General features: G+C 70.6%; 12 protein-coding genes. 7 read left to right on the forward strand and 5 right to left on the reverse strand.

Annotated elements, in window-relative coordinates:
• Window positions 1–54: 54 nt before the first annotated feature.
• From C1A17_RS03915 to C1A17_RS03930, 4 genes are all read right to left on the reverse strand, one after another.
• A complete protein-coding gene (locus tag C1A17_RS03915) occupies window positions 55–1,893 on the reverse strand; it encodes an ABC transporter ATP-binding protein (protein WP_101650909.1) in 1,839 nt (612 codons plus the stop codon).
• Window position 1,894: 1 nt separating this feature from the next.
• Window positions 1,895–3,001, reverse strand: coding sequence for an ABC transporter permease (locus C1A17_RS03920; RefSeq protein WP_101650911.1), 1,107 nt, complete (start codon window positions 2,999–3,001; stop codon window positions 1,895–1,897).
• On the reverse strand, window positions 2,998–4,539 hold the full coding sequence (locus C1A17_RS03925; protein WP_101650913.1) for an ABC transporter permease: 1,542 nt from the start codon (window positions 4,537–4,539) through the stop codon (window positions 2,998–3,000). The genes C1A17_RS03920 and C1A17_RS03925 overlap by 4 nt, the downstream gene beginning before the upstream one ends.
• 136 nt (window positions 4,540–4,675) lie before the next feature.
• Window positions 4,676–6,511 (reverse strand): ABC transporter family substrate-binding protein, encoded by a 1,836-nt coding sequence (locus tag C1A17_RS03930; RefSeq protein ID WP_101650915.1) that lies wholly within the window; start codon window positions 6,509–6,511, stop codon window positions 4,676–4,678.
• 201 nt (window positions 6,512–6,712) lie between these two features.
• Here C1A17_RS03930 and C1A17_RS03935 point away from each other — a divergent pair, with 201 nt between their 5' ends.
• From C1A17_RS03935 to C1A17_RS03965, 7 genes are all read left to right on the forward strand, one after another.
• Window positions 6,713–7,285 carry a PH domain-containing protein gene (locus C1A17_RS03935; RefSeq protein ID WP_101650917.1) on the forward strand — a complete coding sequence of 191 codons (573 nt, stop codon included), beginning with the start codon at window positions 6,713–6,715 and terminating at the stop codon, window positions 7,283–7,285.
• Window positions 7,286–7,468: 183 nt separating this feature from the next.
• Window positions 7,469–9,121, forward strand: a complete 1,653-nt coding sequence (locus C1A17_RS03940; RefSeq protein ID WP_101650919.1) for an NAD-dependent epimerase/dehydratase family protein — start codon at window positions 7,469–7,471, stop codon at window positions 9,119–9,121.
• Window positions 9,118–9,630, forward strand: coding sequence for a CinA family protein (locus C1A17_RS03945; RefSeq protein WP_101650921.1), 513 nt, complete (start codon window positions 9,118–9,120; stop codon window positions 9,628–9,630). The genes C1A17_RS03940 and C1A17_RS03945 overlap by 4 nt, the downstream gene beginning before the upstream one ends.
• The gene (locus C1A17_RS03950) at window positions 9,627–10,817 is read left to right on the forward strand and encodes an alcohol dehydrogenase catalytic domain-containing protein (protein ID WP_101650923.1); all 1,191 of its coding nucleotides are present in this window, start codon (window positions 9,627–9,629) and stop codon (window positions 10,815–10,817) included. The genes C1A17_RS03945 and C1A17_RS03950 overlap by 4 nt, the downstream gene beginning before the upstream one ends.
• Window positions 10,818–10,853: 36 nt before the next feature.
• On the forward strand, window positions 10,854–12,653 hold the full coding sequence (locus tag C1A17_RS03955; RefSeq protein WP_101650924.1) for a thiamine pyrophosphate-requiring protein: 1,800 nt from the start codon (window positions 10,854–10,856) through the stop codon (window positions 12,651–12,653).
• An 86-nt stretch (window positions 12,654–12,739) separates the two neighbouring features.
• A complete protein-coding gene (locus C1A17_RS14330) occupies window positions 12,740–12,946 on the forward strand; it encodes a DUF6480 family protein (protein WP_245873481.1) in 207 nt (68 codons plus the stop codon).
• 26 nt (window positions 12,947–12,972) lie between these two features.
• Window positions 12,973–13,881: an SDR family oxidoreductase gene (locus C1A17_RS03965; RefSeq protein ID WP_101650926.1), complete on the forward strand. Its 909-nt coding sequence runs from the start codon at window positions 12,973–12,975 to the stop codon at window positions 13,879–13,881.
• Window positions 13,882–13,953: 72 nt separating this feature from the next.
• On the opposite strand, the gene C1A17_RS03970 is transcribed toward C1A17_RS03965, so the two are convergent.
• A complete protein-coding gene (locus C1A17_RS03970; RefSeq protein ID WP_245873414.1) occupies window positions 13,954–16,143 on the reverse strand; it encodes a catalase in 2,190 nt (729 codons plus the stop codon).
• Between the last annotated feature and the right edge of the window lie 77 nt (window positions 16,144–16,220).

Consider the following 16,220-nt stretch of genomic DNA (forward strand, 5'->3'; position numbering starts at 1 on the left):
GGAGCGACGGCGGGCGGCGCACCGCCCCGCCGGTCGCCGCCCGGTGGGCGCTCCTCACTCGGTGGTCGCGGCGATGACCGCGTCGCGGGTCTCGCGCCGCCTGCGCTGCTCCTCGGGATCGGGCACCGGGACGGCGGCGAGCAGACGCCGGGTGTAGGGGTGGAGCGGCGCGGAGATCACCGCGGACGATGGGCCGATCTCGACGATGTGCCCGTGGCGCATGACCGCGATCCGCGCGGCCACGCTCTCGACGACCGCGAGGTCGTGGGAGATGAACAGGCACGCGAAGCCGTACTCCTCCTGGAGCTCGCTGAACAGCCGGAGCACCTTCGCCTGCACCGACACATCGAGCGCGGAGGTCGGCTCGTCGGCGATGAGGAGCTTGGGTTTGAGGGCGAGCGCCCGGGCGATGCCGATGCGCTGGCGCTGGCCGCCGGAGAGCTCGTGGGGGTACCGGTTGCGCATCGAGCGCGGCAGCTCGACGGAGTCGAGCAGGTCCTCCACCCGACGGCTGAGCTCCGGCCCCTTGAGGCCCTCGTGGAGGAGCAGCGGCTCGCCGATGCTCTCCCCGACCGGGAGTCGGGGGTTGAGGGAGGAGCCCGGGTCCTGGAACACGATCCCGACATCGCGGCGGTGCTTGCGCAGCTGGGAGTTCTTCATCCCGGTGATGTCGGTGCCGACGACCTCGATCGAGCCCTCGACGACCGGCAGCAGGCCGAGCGCGGCGCGGCCGATCGTCGTCTTGCCCGAGCCGGATTCGCCGACGAGTCCGACGACCTCGCCGGCCCCGATCTCCATGTCGATCCGGTGCGCGGCGCGGAACGCCTTCTGCCGGCCGCTCGCGGGGTACTCGATGCTCGCGCCGTCGAGGCGCAGGGCCGGCGTGCCGCCGCCCTCCCACCGGCCGCCCGGATGGACGAGCATCTCGGTGGAATCGAGCGTGATCTCGCGGGTTCCGGCGTCCTCGTCCGGTCCGGTCGCGCCGTCGTCGGCGACCGCCTCGCTGCCGACCACCGCGTGCTCGGGGTCGGCGGAGACCGCGTCGAGGTCGACGCCGCCGAGCGCGCCGCCGGAGAGGTTCGCCCCGAGGTGGGGCACCGAGGCGAGGAGCTGCCGGGTGTACGGGTGCTGCGGATTGCCGAAGATCTCTGCCGAGGTGCCCGATTCGACCACGCGCCCGTTGCGCATGACGAGGATCCGGTCCGCCATGTCGGCGACGACGCCCATGTCGTGGGTGATGAGGATGATCCCGGAGTCGATGCGCTCGCGCAGGTCCCGCATGAGCTTGAGGATCTCCGCCTGCACCGTGACGTCGAGCGCGGTGGTGGGCTCGTCGGCGATGAGGAGCTTGGGATCGCAGGCGAGCGCCTGCGCGATCATGATGCGCTGCCGCTGGCCGCCGGAGAGCTGATGCGGGAACGAGTCGAAGCGCTTCTCCGGCTCCGGGATCTCGACGAGCCGCATGAGCTCGAGCGCCCGCTCCTTGGCCGCGCTCGGCCCCATGTCGAAGTGCGTGCGCAGGGTCTCGACGATCTGGTAGCCCACGGTGTAGACCGGGTTGAGCGCGGTCATCGGCTCCTGGAAGATGATCGAGATGTCCCGACCGCGGACGCCGCGCATGTGCGACTGCGGCATGCCGATGAGCTCGCGGTCTCCGAGGCGCGCCGAGCCCGAGGCCCTGCCGTTGGCCGGCAGCAGCCCGATGAGCGACATCGAGGACTGCGACTTCCCGGAGCCGGATTCGCCGACGATCGCGAGGACCTCACCGGGATGGACGTCGTAGTCGAGGTCCTCGGCGGCGGTGAACCATTCCCCGCCCACCCAGAAGCGGACGCTGAGATCGCGCACCGAGAGCACCGGGGCGCGGGTTGCTGCAGTGTGTGTGTCCGACATGTCATTCCTCCGTCGGGCGCTGGCCCGGCTTGGCGGCGTTCGGGTTCGTCACGGCGTCCCCGCGCACGCCTCCGGCGGCGGGGGCCTCCGATTCGCGCTTGGCGGCGCGGTCCATCTGCCGCTGGCTCGGAATCTTCTTCTGGCGCGGGTCGTTCGCATCGCGCAGGCCGTCGCCGATGAAGTTGATGCACAGCGCCACGACGATGATGAACAGGCCCGGCCACCAGAACAGCCACGGGCGGGTCGAGAACGCCGTCTGGTACTCGTTGATGAGCGAGCCCAGGGACACCTCGGGTGAGCGGATGCCGAAGCCGAGGAAGCTCAGCGCGGTCTCGAGCACGATCGCCTGGCTCATGAGGAGCGTCGTGTTGACGATGACGACGCCGAGCGCGTTGGGCAGCATGTGCTTGAACATGATGCGGACGTCCGAGGCGCCGGCGACGCGCGCGGAGTCGACGAACTCCCGCTCGCGCAGGGCGAGGAACTCGCCGCGCACCAGACGGGCGAGACCGGTCCACAGGATCGCGCCGAGTGCGATGCCGAGCATGACGGCGTTCGAGTTCGACACGAGCTTGCCGAGGATGGCGCCGACGACGATGGTCGGCAGGATGATGAACCCGTCGGTGATCCGCATGAGGGCCGAGTCGAGCCAGCCGCGGTAGAAGCCGGCGAGCGCGCCGACGAGGGTGCCGATGACCATCGAGATCGCGCCGATGATGAGCATGACCATGATGGAGATCTGGGTGCCCTTCATCACGCGGGCGAAGTTGTCCCGCCCGATCTCGTCCTGGCCGAACGGGTGGACCCCGGGCGAGAACGGATCGGCGAGCGTCCAGGTCGGGGCGCCCGACGGGTTGAGGATCGGGTTCGAGGCCTGGTGCCCGTGGATCCACCAGCCGGGGATCGGTCCGACTCCCTGGGCGGTGAAGGCGAGCAGGGCGACGAGGCCGAACACGCTGAGCCCGGCGATCGCGCCGGTGTGGCGGATGAACTTCCGCCACACGATGGCCGACTGGGACAGGCCCTCGGTCTCCTTGTGCTCGATCGAGGAGTTCTCGCCGTCGCCGTAGGCGTCGGGATCGTGGTCGGTATTCACTGCTGTGCTCATGCGTGCACCCGGATTCGCGGATCGAGGACGGCGTACAGGAAGTCGGCGACGAGGTTGGCCACCATGGCGAGGATGCCGGTGATGAGGATGTAGGCCATGACCGGCTCGAGCTCGTTGCGGTTCATCGAGTCGATGAACATCTTGCCCATGCCGTTCCAACCGAAGATCGTCTCGGTGATGACCGCTCCGCCGATGAGGGTGATGATGTCGACCGGGATGATCGAGGCGAGCGGGAGCAGGGCGTTGCGCAGCGCGTGCCGCATGATCACCGTGCGCTCGCCGAGGCCCTTGGCCCGGGCGGTGCGGATGTAGTCCTGGTTCATCACCTCGAGCATCGACCCGCGGGTGTAGCGGGTGTAGGTCGCGAAGGAGATGAGGATGAGCGCGATCGAGGGCAGCAGCAGGTGGGTGAAGGAGTCGAGGTTGCGGAACCAGAAGTCCCCCTCGATGTTCGGCGTGGTGGCGCCGATGGTCGCGATCGGACGGTTGTTGATCGCCGGATGGGACGAGTAGCGGCCCCACTCCTGGAAGATCCGGTCGAAGAACACGACCGCGGAGATGATCACCGCGGTGATCGCCCCGGTGCGGGCCGAGGCCCACTTGTCCGGACCGCCGAACGCGAGGCCGACGCCGATGCCGAGGAGGATCGACACGATGACGAGGCCGATGATGAGCAGCCAGTTCATCGGGACGAGGTAGAAGAGCCACTGGAGCGGGATGTAGAGGGCGATCCCGAGGACCGCGACGGTGAGGCCGGTGAAGAGCGAGCGGCGGTTCTTCAGACCGGTCGACAGGTAGACCACGACGACTGCGGTCGCCAGACCGGTGAGGGCCACGCCGACGATGCCGATGCTCGGGTTGTGGAGCCGACCGGTAGCGAGGACGAAGTAGATCGTCGCGAAGGTCACCGCGGCCGCGAGGACGAAGGTGAGGGCCCGCCGCTTCGCCGAACCGCCGATCGCCGCCATCCAGAACAGGCCGGCGAAGACGGTGAGGAGGATGATCGGGGTCCAGCCGACCACCGGATCGTTGAGGAAGTTGTTGAACTCGATCGCCCCGTACTGCTTGAGCAGCACCGCGACCCAGAACACGGGAAGGGAGTACAGGAGGAAGGAGACGAAGGTGATGAAGTAGTCGAAGCCCGTGTACTGCCGGATCGCCGACACCATGCCGACGGCGATGCCGAGGACGATCGAGACGAGGGTCGCGGCGGTGACGAGCTTGACGGTGTTGCCGATCGCCCCCGGGAGCATCGAGGTGACCTCTTGGCCGCTCTGCCAGGCGGTGCCGAGGTCGCAGGAGCCGATGAGGCAGCCGCCCACGCCGCCGAGCCACAGGAAGTAGCGGACGAGGACGGGGGTGTCGAGGTTGAGCAGCCGGGTCCGCGATTCGTACAGTGCCGCGATGTTCGGCGAGGTCGAGGATCGCAGGTCGTAGAAGTAGTCCATCGCCGCGTCGAGGAGGAGATAGATGACGAAGGAGACGACGAGGAGGACGAGGGCCGAGGAGAGGAATCGGCGGAGCAGGAATGTGAGCATGGGAGCTTCCGGCGAGTGCGGGGCCGCTCGACCGTCCCGGCGGTGTCGTCGCGGGCTGCGACGCCGCCGCCGGGCCCGATCGCGCGGCGAGAAGGAGTGGTCGGCGGGGCCTCACGGCCCCGCCGACCGGGTGTGATCAGGAGACCTGCCACTCCCAGTAGTTCCAGAACATCGTCGGGGACACCGTGGTGGAGCTGGCGCCCTGGACGCGGTCGCGGTAGATCAGCAGCTCGGGGTGCTGGAAGATCGGGATGCCGAACCCGTCCTCGAGCAGCGTCCGCTCGACCTCGATGATGCCCTCCTGCTGCGCCTGCTCGTCGGTCTCCGCGAGAAGATCGTCGAGCATCGAGTCGAGCTCCTCGTTGCTGTAGCCGCCGTAGTTGTTCTGCGCGCCGGTCCGCCAGTTCGCATCGGCGTTCGACACACCGGTGGTCGTCGACTGCCAGCCGAACAGCGAGGCGTCGTAGGTGCCGTCACCGAGCCGGGTGCCCCAGTTGTCGTCGCCGTCCTCGATCACCGTGAAGCCGGCCTCCTCGGCCGATTCCTTGATGAGCTGGAACTGCTGGGCACGACGCTGGTTGGACGCGCCGTAGAGGAAGCGCACCTCGGGCGACTCGACCCCGGCCTCCTCGAGGAGCTGACGCGCGCCCTCGACGTCGGTCTCGGCGTACATGTCGCTGCCGTTCTCCGCGACGATCGCGTCGTACATCGGCGAGCCGGGCACCTGGTAGAGCGAGTCGCGGACCACGGCCTCCTCGTTGAGGGGCTTGATGATCGTCTCGACGATCTGGTCGCGCGGGATCGTCATGAGGAACGCCTGGCGGACCTTCTTGGCCTTCTCCTCGTCGCCGCCGTAGCTCTCCGGGTCGAAGGGTCCGTTGTTGTCGTAGGTGAGGTCGACGTGCTCGTAGGTCGCACCGTCGCCGGTGTCGACGTTCACCCCGTCGATGCCCTCCGCGGCCTGGAGGACGTCGGCGGTCGCCTGCGGCTGGGTGATGTCGACCTCGCCGTTCTCGACCGCCTGGACCATAGCCATCGGGTCCTCGTTGTAGCGGTAGGTGATCGTCTGCACGCTCGGCTCGACCGGGCCGGAGTAGTTCTCGTCGAGCTCGAGGGTGAGGTACTGCCCCTCCTCGAACGCGGTCATCTGGTACGGCCCGTTGTGGACGAGGAGATCCGGATCATCGGGCAGCGAGGTGAAGTCGAACCCGGTGTTCCACGTGTTCGAGATCGACGACAGCTGACCGGCGTCCTCGTTCTCGACCGCATCGAGGATCTGCTGCTTCGCCTCCGCCGGGTCCTCGGTGCCGAGGGCCTTCTTCGCGACGATGTGCGCGGGGACGCCGATGCCGTCGGACCCGAGGCCGAGGCTGGTCTCCCAGTCGGCGAACGGCTCCGAGTAGGTGAAGGTGACTTCCTTGCCGTCCTCGGAGATCTCCGGGAAGTCCTTGATGAGGCCCGGACCGATGCTCGAGGAGTCGAAGTAGACGGTGCCCTCGGGGTTCTCCTTGACGTTGCCCTCGTCGTCGTTGTTCGACTCGACGGTGTTGAAGTTGCCCGACTGCGCCGCCCATGCGAGGACGAGGTCGGCCGCGTCCACGGGCGTGCCGTCGGACCAGGTCGCGGAGTCGGCGAACGTGTACTTGACCTGGAGCGGGTCCTCGGACACCTGCTCGACGGAGCCGAGGTTACCGTCCTGGAGCTCGAGGGAGTCGTCGTAGTACTTGAAGTTGTCGTTCATCAGGTACGTGACGATCGAGTTCGCCACGGCATTGCCGTTGGCGGTCATGGTGTTGACGGAGCGGAAGGGTTCGTTCCAGCCGACGTTGATGACGGAGTCGCCGCCGCCCTCACCGCCGCCGTCGCCGCCGCCGTTCCCGCCGTCGCCGCCGCTGCCGGGCGGAGTGCAGGCGCTGAGCACCAGGGCTGCGGCCGCCAGGCCTGCTCCGGTCGTCAGAAGTCGTCTCTTCACCGTGTTCGCTCCCTCATGAGGTCGTGGACCGTGCCGGTCCTGCCGGGTGTCGTGCTCGCACCGCACCGCCGGTCGGCGGGCCGCAGAGCACAACACGAATTGATGAGACAGTAGTCGGCCCGGACGTGACCGACGTCTCGTATCGCGGAATAATCGGGGTATCGTTATCAATTCGAGACGCCCCCGAACCGACCCGGAGACATGACCGCGCACCCGAGTGATCCCCTCGCCCCGCACCCCGCCGTGCTCCGCACCGCCGGGTCCCGCGTGATCGCCACGACAGTGGGTCTGATCTGCGCCGTCGCCCTCGTCACCGTCATGCTCCAGGCCCGTCCCGACCGTGCCGCCGGACTCGCCGGGCTCGCCGTCGCCCCCGCCGTCCTCGCCTGGGTCCTCTACGGCCATCCGCACCTCCGCCTGAGTCCTCAGGGCCTGTGGATCGCGAACCCGTTCCGCACCCATCGCCTCCCCTGGTCCGAGATCATCGGCTTCGACCGGCGCCTGGGACTGAGCGTCGAGCGGCGCACCGGCCGGCCCGTCCCCGCATGGGCCCTGCCCGCGGGCGGTCGACGGTTCACCCGCGGGCCCGACGGCCGCCGGGAGATCTCCGCGCGCCCCTCCCGGCAGATCGACGCGGTGCTCGAGGCGCATGCACGGTTCGGGAGCTCGGAGCACATCCACCCTCCCGCTGCCGAATCGCAGTGGAACGTCCCCAACATCGTCGTCCTCGGCCTCGCCCTCGGGTGGTTCGCCCTCGGGCTCACGATGGTCTGAGCACCGCCCGCCGCCGCAGCAGTCCGACGTCGACGGTGTTCGCCGGGTCGCGAGATCGCTGCAGCGATCAGGAGAATCACAAGGTGTCTTGATGTCGGAACCATCGACTCGACCCCGTTCCACCGGGTAGGTTCGGGAGTCACGAGGGCGCCTGCCGCGGTGTCCATGACGAGGAGGACGAGCATGCGGGTCGCAGTCATCGGAGCCACCGGGAACGTCGGGACCGCGGTGCTGAGAGCCCTGGGGGCCCGGGACGAGGTGAGCTCCGTCCTCGGCATCGCGCGCCGCCTGCCCGACCGGTCGGCCGCACCGTACGCGGGCTGCGAGTGGCACTCGATCGACATCGGCGCCGCCGTCGAACCGGCGGACGCGGTCGACGCGCTCACCCGCGTCTTCGACGGCGTCGACGCCGTCGTCCACCTCGCGTGGCTCATCCAGCCGAACTCCGACCGCGCGCTGCTCCGGCGCGTCAACGTCGACGGCACCGCCCACGTCGCCCGGGCCGTCGTCGCCGCCGGGGTGCCCCACCTCGTCGTGGCCTCCTCGGTCGGGGCCTACTCCCCCGCCGCCGACGCGCGACCGCGCGACGAGTCCTGGCCGACCCAGGGGATCCCGAGCTCCCATTACAGCGTCGACAAGGTCGCGCAGGAGCGGGTGCTCGACCGGTTCTCCGCCGAGCACCCGGAGGTCGTCCTCACCCGGCTGCGCCCGGCGCTCACCTTCCAGCCCGATGCGGCCTCGGAGATCCAGCGCTACTTCCTCGGTGCCCTCGCACCGGTCCAGGCGCTGCGCGCCGGCCGTCTCCCCGTGCTGCCGGTGCCCCGCGGACTCCGCGTGCAGGCCGTCCACTCCGAGGACGTCGGCGCCGCCTATGCCGCGGCCGTCGCCGCCCGTGCGGGAGGCGCGTTCAACATCTGCGCCGACGATGTCCTCGGCCCGCAGGAGCTCGCCGATGTCGTCGACCACGGCCGGTACGTCGAGGTCCCGCCCGCGGGGGTGCGCGCCGCGCTCGCCGGAGCCCACCGGGTCGGCGCCGTGCCGGCGGACCCGGGTTGGCTCGACATGGGCATGCAGGTCCCCGTCATGGACAGCACCCGCGCCCGCACCGAGCTCGGCTGGGCCCCGGCGCACACCGCTGCGCAGACGCTCGGCGAGCTTGTCGACGCGATGGCCGAGGGCCGCGGCACGTCCTCGGTGCCCATGCGACCCCGCGACGAGCACCGTCTCCCGGAGGCGTCCGCCGACTCCGCGCTCAGCCGTTCGGGAGAGCTGCCGCAGATCGACGGCGCGGTCGATCGGGACCTCCTCGGCCTCTACCTCTCCGACCACCTCACCGGTGCCACCGCAGGCGTCGAGCGGATCGAGCGGATGGCAGGCGCCTACGCCGGCACCCCGGTGTATGCGGCGCTGTCCGAGCTCGCCGAGCAGATCCGGGGCGAGCGGGCGTTCCTCCGCAGCCTCATCCGCACGCTCGGGCTCAAGCAGCTGCCCCACCGGCAGGCGGCGTCCTGGGCCGGGGAGCGCCTCGCCCGGCTCAAGGCCAACGGGACGATGCTCACCCGCTCCCCGATGACCCTCGTGCTCGAGGCCGAGCTCATGCGCAGCGCCGTCGTCGGCAAGCGCGGCGGCTGGCAGACCCTCGAGAGCAACGCCGGGCTCCTCGGGCTCGAGCCCGCGGTGTTCGCCGAGCTCGCGGCGAAGGTCGACGACCAGCTCGCGGTGCTCGACGCGGTGCATGCCTACGCGCGGGAGCGCGCGCTCCGCGCCGATCGCGAGACCTTCGAACCGCACACGGATGACCCCGGGTCCGGGACGAGCGGGGACGGGGAGCGGTGAGCGCGGTCGACGAGCTCACCACCTCCGCCGCAGGCCTCGCACAGGAGATCGCGACGGCGGCCCGGGCACTCGGGTCGACCGTCGGGGTCGCCGAATCGCTCACCGGCGGGCGGATCGCGACGCGGCTCGCAGCCGCCGAGGAGTCGTCGGCGTGGTTCGCCGGCGGGATCGTGAGCTACGGATCCGAGGTCAAGCATCGCGCTCTCGGCGTACCTCGCGGACCGGTGATCAGCGAGCAGGCGGTGACGGCGATGGCCGAGGGAGCCGCCGCGCTCCTCGGGGCCGATGCCGTCGTCGCCGCGTCGGGAGCCGGTGGCCCCGGTGGGCAGGAGGGCAATCCGCCGGGCACGACCTGGCTGGCCGTGCGCGTCGGCGGGGTGACGCGCACCGAGCTCCACCGTTTCGACGGCGAGCCGCTCGAGGTCCTCGCCCGGACTGAGGACGCCGCGCTGCGCCTGCTGCGCGGGGCCCTGCACGACGCACACGACGAACGAGGAGGACCGCGATGAGAGCGGTGACATGGCAGGGCAAGCGGACGATGACCGTCGAGACGGTCCCGGACCCGATCCTGCGGGATCCCACGGACGCCATCATCGAGGTGACCTCGACGGCGATCTGCGGATCGGATCTGCACCTCTACGAGGTGCTCGGTCCCTTCATGGACGCCGGTGACATCGTCGGCCACGAACCGATGGGCATCGTCGTGGAGGCGGGGTCGGACACCCGGCTGTCCGTCGGCGACCGGGTCGTCGTCCCGTTCACCATCGCGTGCGGCCGGTGCTGGATGTGCGACCGCGGCCTCTTCTCCCAGTGCGAGACCACCCAGGTCCGGGAGCACGACTCCGGTGCCGCGCTGTTCGGCTACTCGCGCCTCTACGGGTCCGTGCCCGGCGGGCAGGCGGAGTACCTCCGGGTGCCGCACGCCGACTTCGGCCCCATCCGGGTCGGCACCGAGCTCCCCGACCACCGCTATCTGTTCCTCAGCGACATCCTGCCCACGGCCTGGCAGGGCGTGAAGTACGCGGGCATCGGCCCCGGCGACACCCTCGCGGTGCTCGGCCTCGGCCCCGTCGGCCAGCTCGCCGCGCGGATCGGCGTCCACCTCGGCGCCCGGGTGTTCGGCGTCGACCCGGTGCGCGAGCGCCGGGAGATGGCCGCCCGCCACGGGGTCGAGGTCGTCGGCGCCACCGCCGACGGCATCGCCTCGATCCGCGAGTCCTGCGCCGGTCGCGGGCCCGATGCGGTGGTCGACGCCGTGGGCATGGAGGCCCACGGATCCCCGGTCGGCCGGGCGGCGCACGCCGCGGTCGGCCTGCTGCCCGACGCGCTCGGCCGGAAGCTCATGGAGACCGGCGGCGTCGACCGGCTCGCCGCGCTCCACGCCGCGATCGATCTCGTGCGCCGCGGCGGGACGGTCTCGCTCAGCGGGGTGTACGGCGGCCAGGCGAGCCCGATGCCGCTCCTCACCCTGTTCGACAAGCAGATCCAGCTCCGGATGGGCCAGTGCAACGTCAAGCGCTGGATCGACGACCTGCTCCCGCTCGTCGAGGACCCGGCCGACCCGCTCGGCATCGACGATCTCGTCACCCACCGGGTGCCGCTCGGGGCCGCGCCGCAGGCCTATGCGATGTTCCAGCAGAAGACCGACGGGTGTGTCAAGGTCGTCCTCGACCCGCGGGCGACCACCCCGTCCTGACCCCCGCTCGCCCGGGAGCGCACCGAGAGGACCACGATGACCCCCAGCGACACCGACCGCACCGTCTCCGACCTCATCGTCGAGCGACTCCTCGCCTGGGAGGTCGAGCGCATCTACGGCTACCCCGGCGACGGCAACAACCCGCTCCTCGGCGCTCTCGGCCGCGCGGACCGGGCCCCGGAGTTCATCCAGGCGAAGCACGAGGAGAGCGCGGCCTTCATGGCCGTCGGCGAGGCGAAGTACAGCGGGTCCGTCGGGGTCGTCGCCTCGACGCAGGGCCCCGGCGCGGTGCACCTCCTCAACGGGCTCTACGATGCGAAGCTCGACAGCGCCCCGGTGGTCGCGCTCGTCGCCCAGCAGCACACGACCGCGCTCGGCTCGGACTACCAGCAGGAGATCGACCTGCAATCGCTCTTCGGCGACGTCGCCGCGAACTTCACCCAGCTCGTCGCCGCTCCCGAGCAGGTGCCCATGGTCATCGACCGGGCGTTCCGCTCGGCGCTCTCCACCGCGCAGCCCGCCGTCGTCATCCTGCCCCACGACGTCCAGCAGGCGCCGGCGCCCGAGCTCGGCCAGGAGCACGGGGAGGTCGTCACCGCACCGCGCTGGACCACCGGTCAGGTGCTCCCCCGCGAGGACGACCTCGACGCCGCCGTGCGCGTCATCGAGGCCGGCGAGCGCATCGCGATCCTCTCCGGTAGGGGCGCCGCGCGCGCTCAGGAGAAGGTCGTCCGACTCGCCGAGCACCTCGGCGCCGGGATCACGACGAGCCTGCTCGGCAAGCCCTACGTCGACGAGTCCCACCCCCTGGCCGCGGGCACCATGGGGCACCTGGGGACCACGGCCTCGGCCCGTATCCTCCAGGAGTGCGACACCCTCCTCATCATCGGGTCCAACGACCCGTGGACGGAGTTCTACCCGGCTCCGGGACAGGCGCGCGCGGTGCAGATCGACATCGATCCGGCGATGCTCGCCAACCGCTATCCGGTCGAGGTGGGCCTCGTGGGCGACAGCGGGCCGACGATCACGGCGCTGCTCGACAGACTCGGCGATCGCCCCGCTCCATCGTGGCGCACCCGGGTCGAGGAGCACATCCGGAACTGGCGCACGATCAGCCGGGAGAGGGCCGAGGTCCCCGCCGCCCCGCTCAATCCGGAGCTCGTCGTCCGGCGCTTCGCCGAACGGATCCCCGACGACGCCCAGGTGGCGATCGACGTCGGCAGCTGCGTCTACCACTACGTCCGCCAGATGCCGCTGCCCACCTCGGTGCCCGCCCATCTTTCGAGCACCCTGGCGAGCATGGGGTGCGCGATCCCCTACGGCATCGCGGCGAAGGAGGTCGCACCCGCCCGGCCGGTGTGCGCCGTGGCCGGCGACGGGGCGATGCAGATGCTCGGGATCAACGAGCTCATCACCCTGGCGGAGCGGTACCGCACGTGGGAGGACCCGCGGTTCGTGCTGCTCGTCCTCCACAACCGCGACCTCGCCGAGGTGAGCTGGGAGCAGCGGGAGTATGAGGCCCAGCCCCGGTTCGCCCCCTCGCAGGACATCCCGCGGTTCGACTTCGCCGGCTATGCCGAGCTGCTCGGCCTGCGCGGTCTGCGGATCACCGACCCGACGGAGGTCCCCGCGGTGCTCGAGGAGGCGTTCGCCGCAAGCACCCCGGTGGTCGTCGAGGCGCGCACCGACGCCGCGATGCCGCTGCTGCCCCCGCTGCCCCACCTCGAGGAAAAGCTCGAGGCGATGCGGACGGGCCTGCGCGCGGAGGGAGCGGCGGGCGAGCACGCCCGCTCCCTGCTCGACGAGTACGAACGCATCGAACGCGCCCACCGATGATCACCACGAGGGGGCGACCGTCCCCTCGGCGACGACAGAGAGGAACGCCCATGTCCGCGAACGACCCGCGCAGCAACCCCGATCCCATGAACTCCGAGCACACGGAGCACAACCCCAACCTCGACCCCGCCCCGCAGGGGGATCCGGACCTCGAACCCGGCGGCGGCGTGCGACCGGGCGACACGCCTCCCGAATCGCAGTCGGCCACCTCGACCCCGGATCGAAGGGCCCGATCATCGCGATCGCACTCGTGGTCCTCGCCCTCGTCTTCCTGTTCATCGCCTACGCCGTAGGCATCTTCGGCTCCTGAGGAGGGACCATGACCCAGCACTCCACCACCGACCAGCTGACCTTCCAGAACCCCGTCACCCGCTTCCCCGTGATCTCGCCCCCGAAGCAGGACCAGCCCGAGCCCGGTCTCGACCAGGAGCTCACCCCGCAGACCGACCGGGGGCACCGCTCCTACCGCGGGACGGGTCGCCTCGAGGGCCGGAAGGCGCTCATCACCGGTGCCGACTCCGGCATCGGCGCCGCCGTCGCGATCGGCTTCGCCCGGGAGGGTGCCGACATCGCGCTGTCCTACCTGCCGGAGGAGGAGGCCGATGCCCAGGAGATCAAGTCGGTCATCGAGGACACGGGACGCCGCGCGTTCCTCTTCCCCGGCGACATCTCCGATGCGGAGTTCTGCACCGAGCTCGTCAAGCGCGCCGTCGACGCGCTCGGCGGCCTCGACGCGCTCGTCAACAACGCCGGGCGGCAGATCGCCGTCGAGGAGTTCTCCGATCTCCCCGACGCGCAGTGGACGCAGACCTTCGCGACGAACATCCACGCGATCTTCCGGATCTCGCAGGCCGCGGTGAAGCACATGCCGCCGGGGTCGACGATCGTCAACTCGACCTCGGTGCAGGCGTACGAGCCCTCGACGCACCTGCTCGACTACGCCTCGACGAAGGCGGCGATCAACAACTTCACCAAGGGGCTCGCGCAGTCCCTCGCCGGGCAGGGGATCCGCGTCAACGCCGTGGCTCCCGGCCCGATCTGGACCCCGCTCCAGGTGTCGGACGGGCAGCCGAAGGAGGCGCTGCCGGAGTTCGGGAAGAGCACGCCGCTCGGCCGTGCCGGGCAGCCCACCGAGCTCGCCCCGGCCTACGTGTTCCTCACCTCGCCGGAGTCGAGCTACGTGCTCGGCGAGACGCTCAACGTCAACGGCGGCATGCCGACCCCCTGACGACGCACCCGAACGCGGCAGAGGCCCGGAGCCGTCGGCTCCGGGCCTCTGCCGTGCACGCGCGGCGAACCCTCAGTCGGAGAACCGCTCCCACACGCGATGAGCCGCCAGGAGTCCGAACAGGTCCTCGAGCCCGGACCGGGGATCGTCGAGGACCACCCCGGGTGCACCCGGGGTGATGCCGGCCGCCTCGAGCACGGGCGTCCGGGGCGTGACGAGCAGCGCCTTGCAATGGCGGTAGGCCTCGGCGGCGAGGAGGACGAGACGCGGATCCACCGGCCCCAGCCCGGTCGGGTCGGCGGCCTTGGCATCCTTCTCCCCCTCCGCGTCCGGGCCCGGTGCCGCCCCCGAGGTGGCGAAGACGAGCGCATCGAACTCGACCGAGCGGGCGGTGAGGTACGTGCGCTGCACCGGGGTGCCGTCGTCCAGCGTCCCGCCGACCGGGGCGATGATGAGTGGCACCATGCCCTGCTCGTCGATCGTCTCGGCCAATGCGGTGGCGTCCTTCGCCCGCGTGTGCGCGTCGACGACGATGCCGATCGTCCTGCCCGCGGTCGGCCAGCTGCCTCCCACCTGCGAGAGGGCCGGGCTGGTCCGTCCGTCCTCCGACTCCGTCCGCTTCTGCGGGGCCGGTGCGGGCAGGCCGAGGCCTGCGGCGACCGCGGCGCACAGCCCCGCATCGATCTCCGCCAGGCACTGCAGCTGGCGCTCCTTGATCGGCTGCTCGTAGCACTTGCCGAGCTCGAAGGTGTAGGCCTGCTTGACGTGCTCCTGCTCCACCGGGGTGAGGCTGCGGTAGAAGAGGGCGGCCTGCGAGAAGTGATCGTCGAAGCTCGCGGGATTCTCCCGCAGCTTGAGCGACTCCGGCAGCGCCTCGGGGAAATCGATGAGCGCTCCGTCCTCGGCCCCGGCGTGGAAGGGGCACCCGCCGTCGAGCGAGTTCGGCCGGTACGGCGCCACCCCGGCGTGGTCGGCGGTCTGGTGCATCCCGTCGCGCAGCATGTCGTTGACGGGCGCATGGGGCCGATTGATGGGCAGCTGCGCGAAGTTCGGCCCGCCCAGCCTGGAGAGCTGGGTATCGAGGTAGGAGAACATCCGCGCCTGGAGGAGCGGGTCGTTCGTGACGTCGATGCCGGGGACCAGGTGGCCGGGGTGGAAGGCGACCTGCTCGGTCTCCGCGAAGTAGTTCCGCGGGTTCGCATCGAGAGTGAGGAGGCCGAGCGGCTCGACCGGGGCGAGCTCCTCTGGCACGAGCTTGGTCGGGTCGAGCAGATCGATGCCCTCGAACATCTGGTCCTCGGTGTCCGGGAACACCTGCACCCCGAGCTCCCACTGCGGATGGGCCCCGGACTCGATCGCGTCGGCGAGGTCCCGGCGATGGAAGTCGGGGTCGACGCCGTTGATCATCTGCGCCTCCTCCCACACGAGGGAGTGCACGCCGAGCTCGGGCTTCCAATGGAACTTCACCAGGGAGGTCCCGCCCTCGGCGTTGATCATCCGGAAGGTGTGGATGCCGAAGCCCTCCATCATCCTCAGCGACCGCGGGATCCCCCGGTCGGACATCTGCCAGATGACGTGGGCCTGCGCCTCGGTGTGGAGGGAGACGAAGTCCCAGAAGGTGTCGTGGGCGCTCTGTGCCTGGGGGATCTCGCGGTCGGGATGCGGCTTGGCGGCATGGACGACGTCGGGGAACTTGATGCCGTCCTGGATGAAGAACACCGGGATGTTGTTCGCGACGAGGTCGAACGTCCCCTCGTCGGTGTAGAACTTCGTGGCGAAGCCGCGGGTGTCGCGCACGGCGTCGGCCGATCCGCGCGATCCGACGACGGTGGAGAAGCGGGTGAAGACCCGGGTGCTCGTCTTCTCGGCGAGGAATCGCGCCCGCGTGAGCTTCCCCGCGGTCCCGTAGGACTCGAACACCCCGTGCGCGGCGGCTCCCCGGGCGTGGACGACGCGCTCGGGAATGCGCTCGTGGTCGAAGTGGGTGATCTTCTCCCGCAGGTGGTGGTCCTGGAGCAGGGTCGGTCCGCGCCGCCCCGCCTTGAGCGAGTGGTCCGTGTCGGACAGCCGCGCACCCTGCGCGGTGGTGAGGAACTCCCCCTGCTGGACTCGGGGGTCGGCGCCGTCGAGCGGCGCGCCGGTCGGGCCCACGGCTGCGGCGCCGCGCTGATCCGCTGACTGCGGCAGCGGGCCGGCAGGCTGCGTCGGCTCTTCCACGGACGGGGTCGCGGAGCCCGGGGCCCCGGGGATCTGCGGTTTCATGTGCTCTCCTGACGCTGGTGAGGGTGCGCTCGACGAGCAGCGCGACGACATTTCAACCGTAACAAGGTGCCTTGTTG

The sequence above is a fragment of the Brevibacterium ihuae genome (assembly GCF_900184225.1).
GTDB classification, from domain to species: domain Bacteria; phylum Actinomycetota; class Actinomycetes; order Actinomycetales; family Brevibacteriaceae; genus Brevibacterium; species Brevibacterium ihuae.

Excerpts from the sequence above, each read along its gene's own strand:
- C1A17_RS03915 (WP_101650909.1), bottom strand. The coding sequence starts at position 1,893 with ATGTCGGACACACACACTGCAGCAACCCGCGCCCCGGTGCTCTCGGTG.
- C1A17_RS03970 (WP_245873414.1), bottom strand. The coding sequence starts at position 16,143 with ATGAAACCGCAGATCCCCGGGGCCCCGGGCTCCGCGACCCCGTCCGTG.
- C1A17_RS03935 (WP_101650917.1), top strand. The coding sequence starts at position 6,713 with ATGACCGCGCACCCGAGTGATCCCCTCGCCCCGCACCCCGCCGTGCTC.
- C1A17_RS03920 (WP_101650911.1), bottom strand. The coding sequence starts at position 3,001 with ATGAGCACAGCAGTGAATACCGACCACGATCCCGACGCCTACGGCGAC.
- C1A17_RS14330 (WP_245873481.1), top strand. The coding sequence starts at position 12,740 with ATGAACTCCGAGCACACGGAGCACAACCCCAACCTCGACCCCGCCCCG.
- C1A17_RS03950 (WP_101650923.1), top strand. The coding sequence starts at position 9,627 with ATGAGAGCGGTGACATGGCAGGGCAAGCGGACGATGACCGTCGAGACG.
- C1A17_RS03955 (WP_101650924.1), top strand. The coding sequence starts at position 10,854 with ATGACCCCCAGCGACACCGACCGCACCGTCTCCGACCTCATCGTCGAG.
- C1A17_RS03965 (WP_101650926.1), top strand. The coding sequence starts at position 12,973 with ATGACCCAGCACTCCACCACCGACCAGCTGACCTTCCAGAACCCCGTC.
- C1A17_RS03925 (WP_101650913.1), bottom strand. The coding sequence starts at position 4,539 with ATGCTCACATTCCTGCTCCGCCGATTCCTCTCCTCGGCCCTCGTCCTC.
- C1A17_RS03940 (WP_101650919.1), top strand. The coding sequence starts at position 7,469 with ATGCGGGTCGCAGTCATCGGAGCCACCGGGAACGTCGGGACCGCGGTG.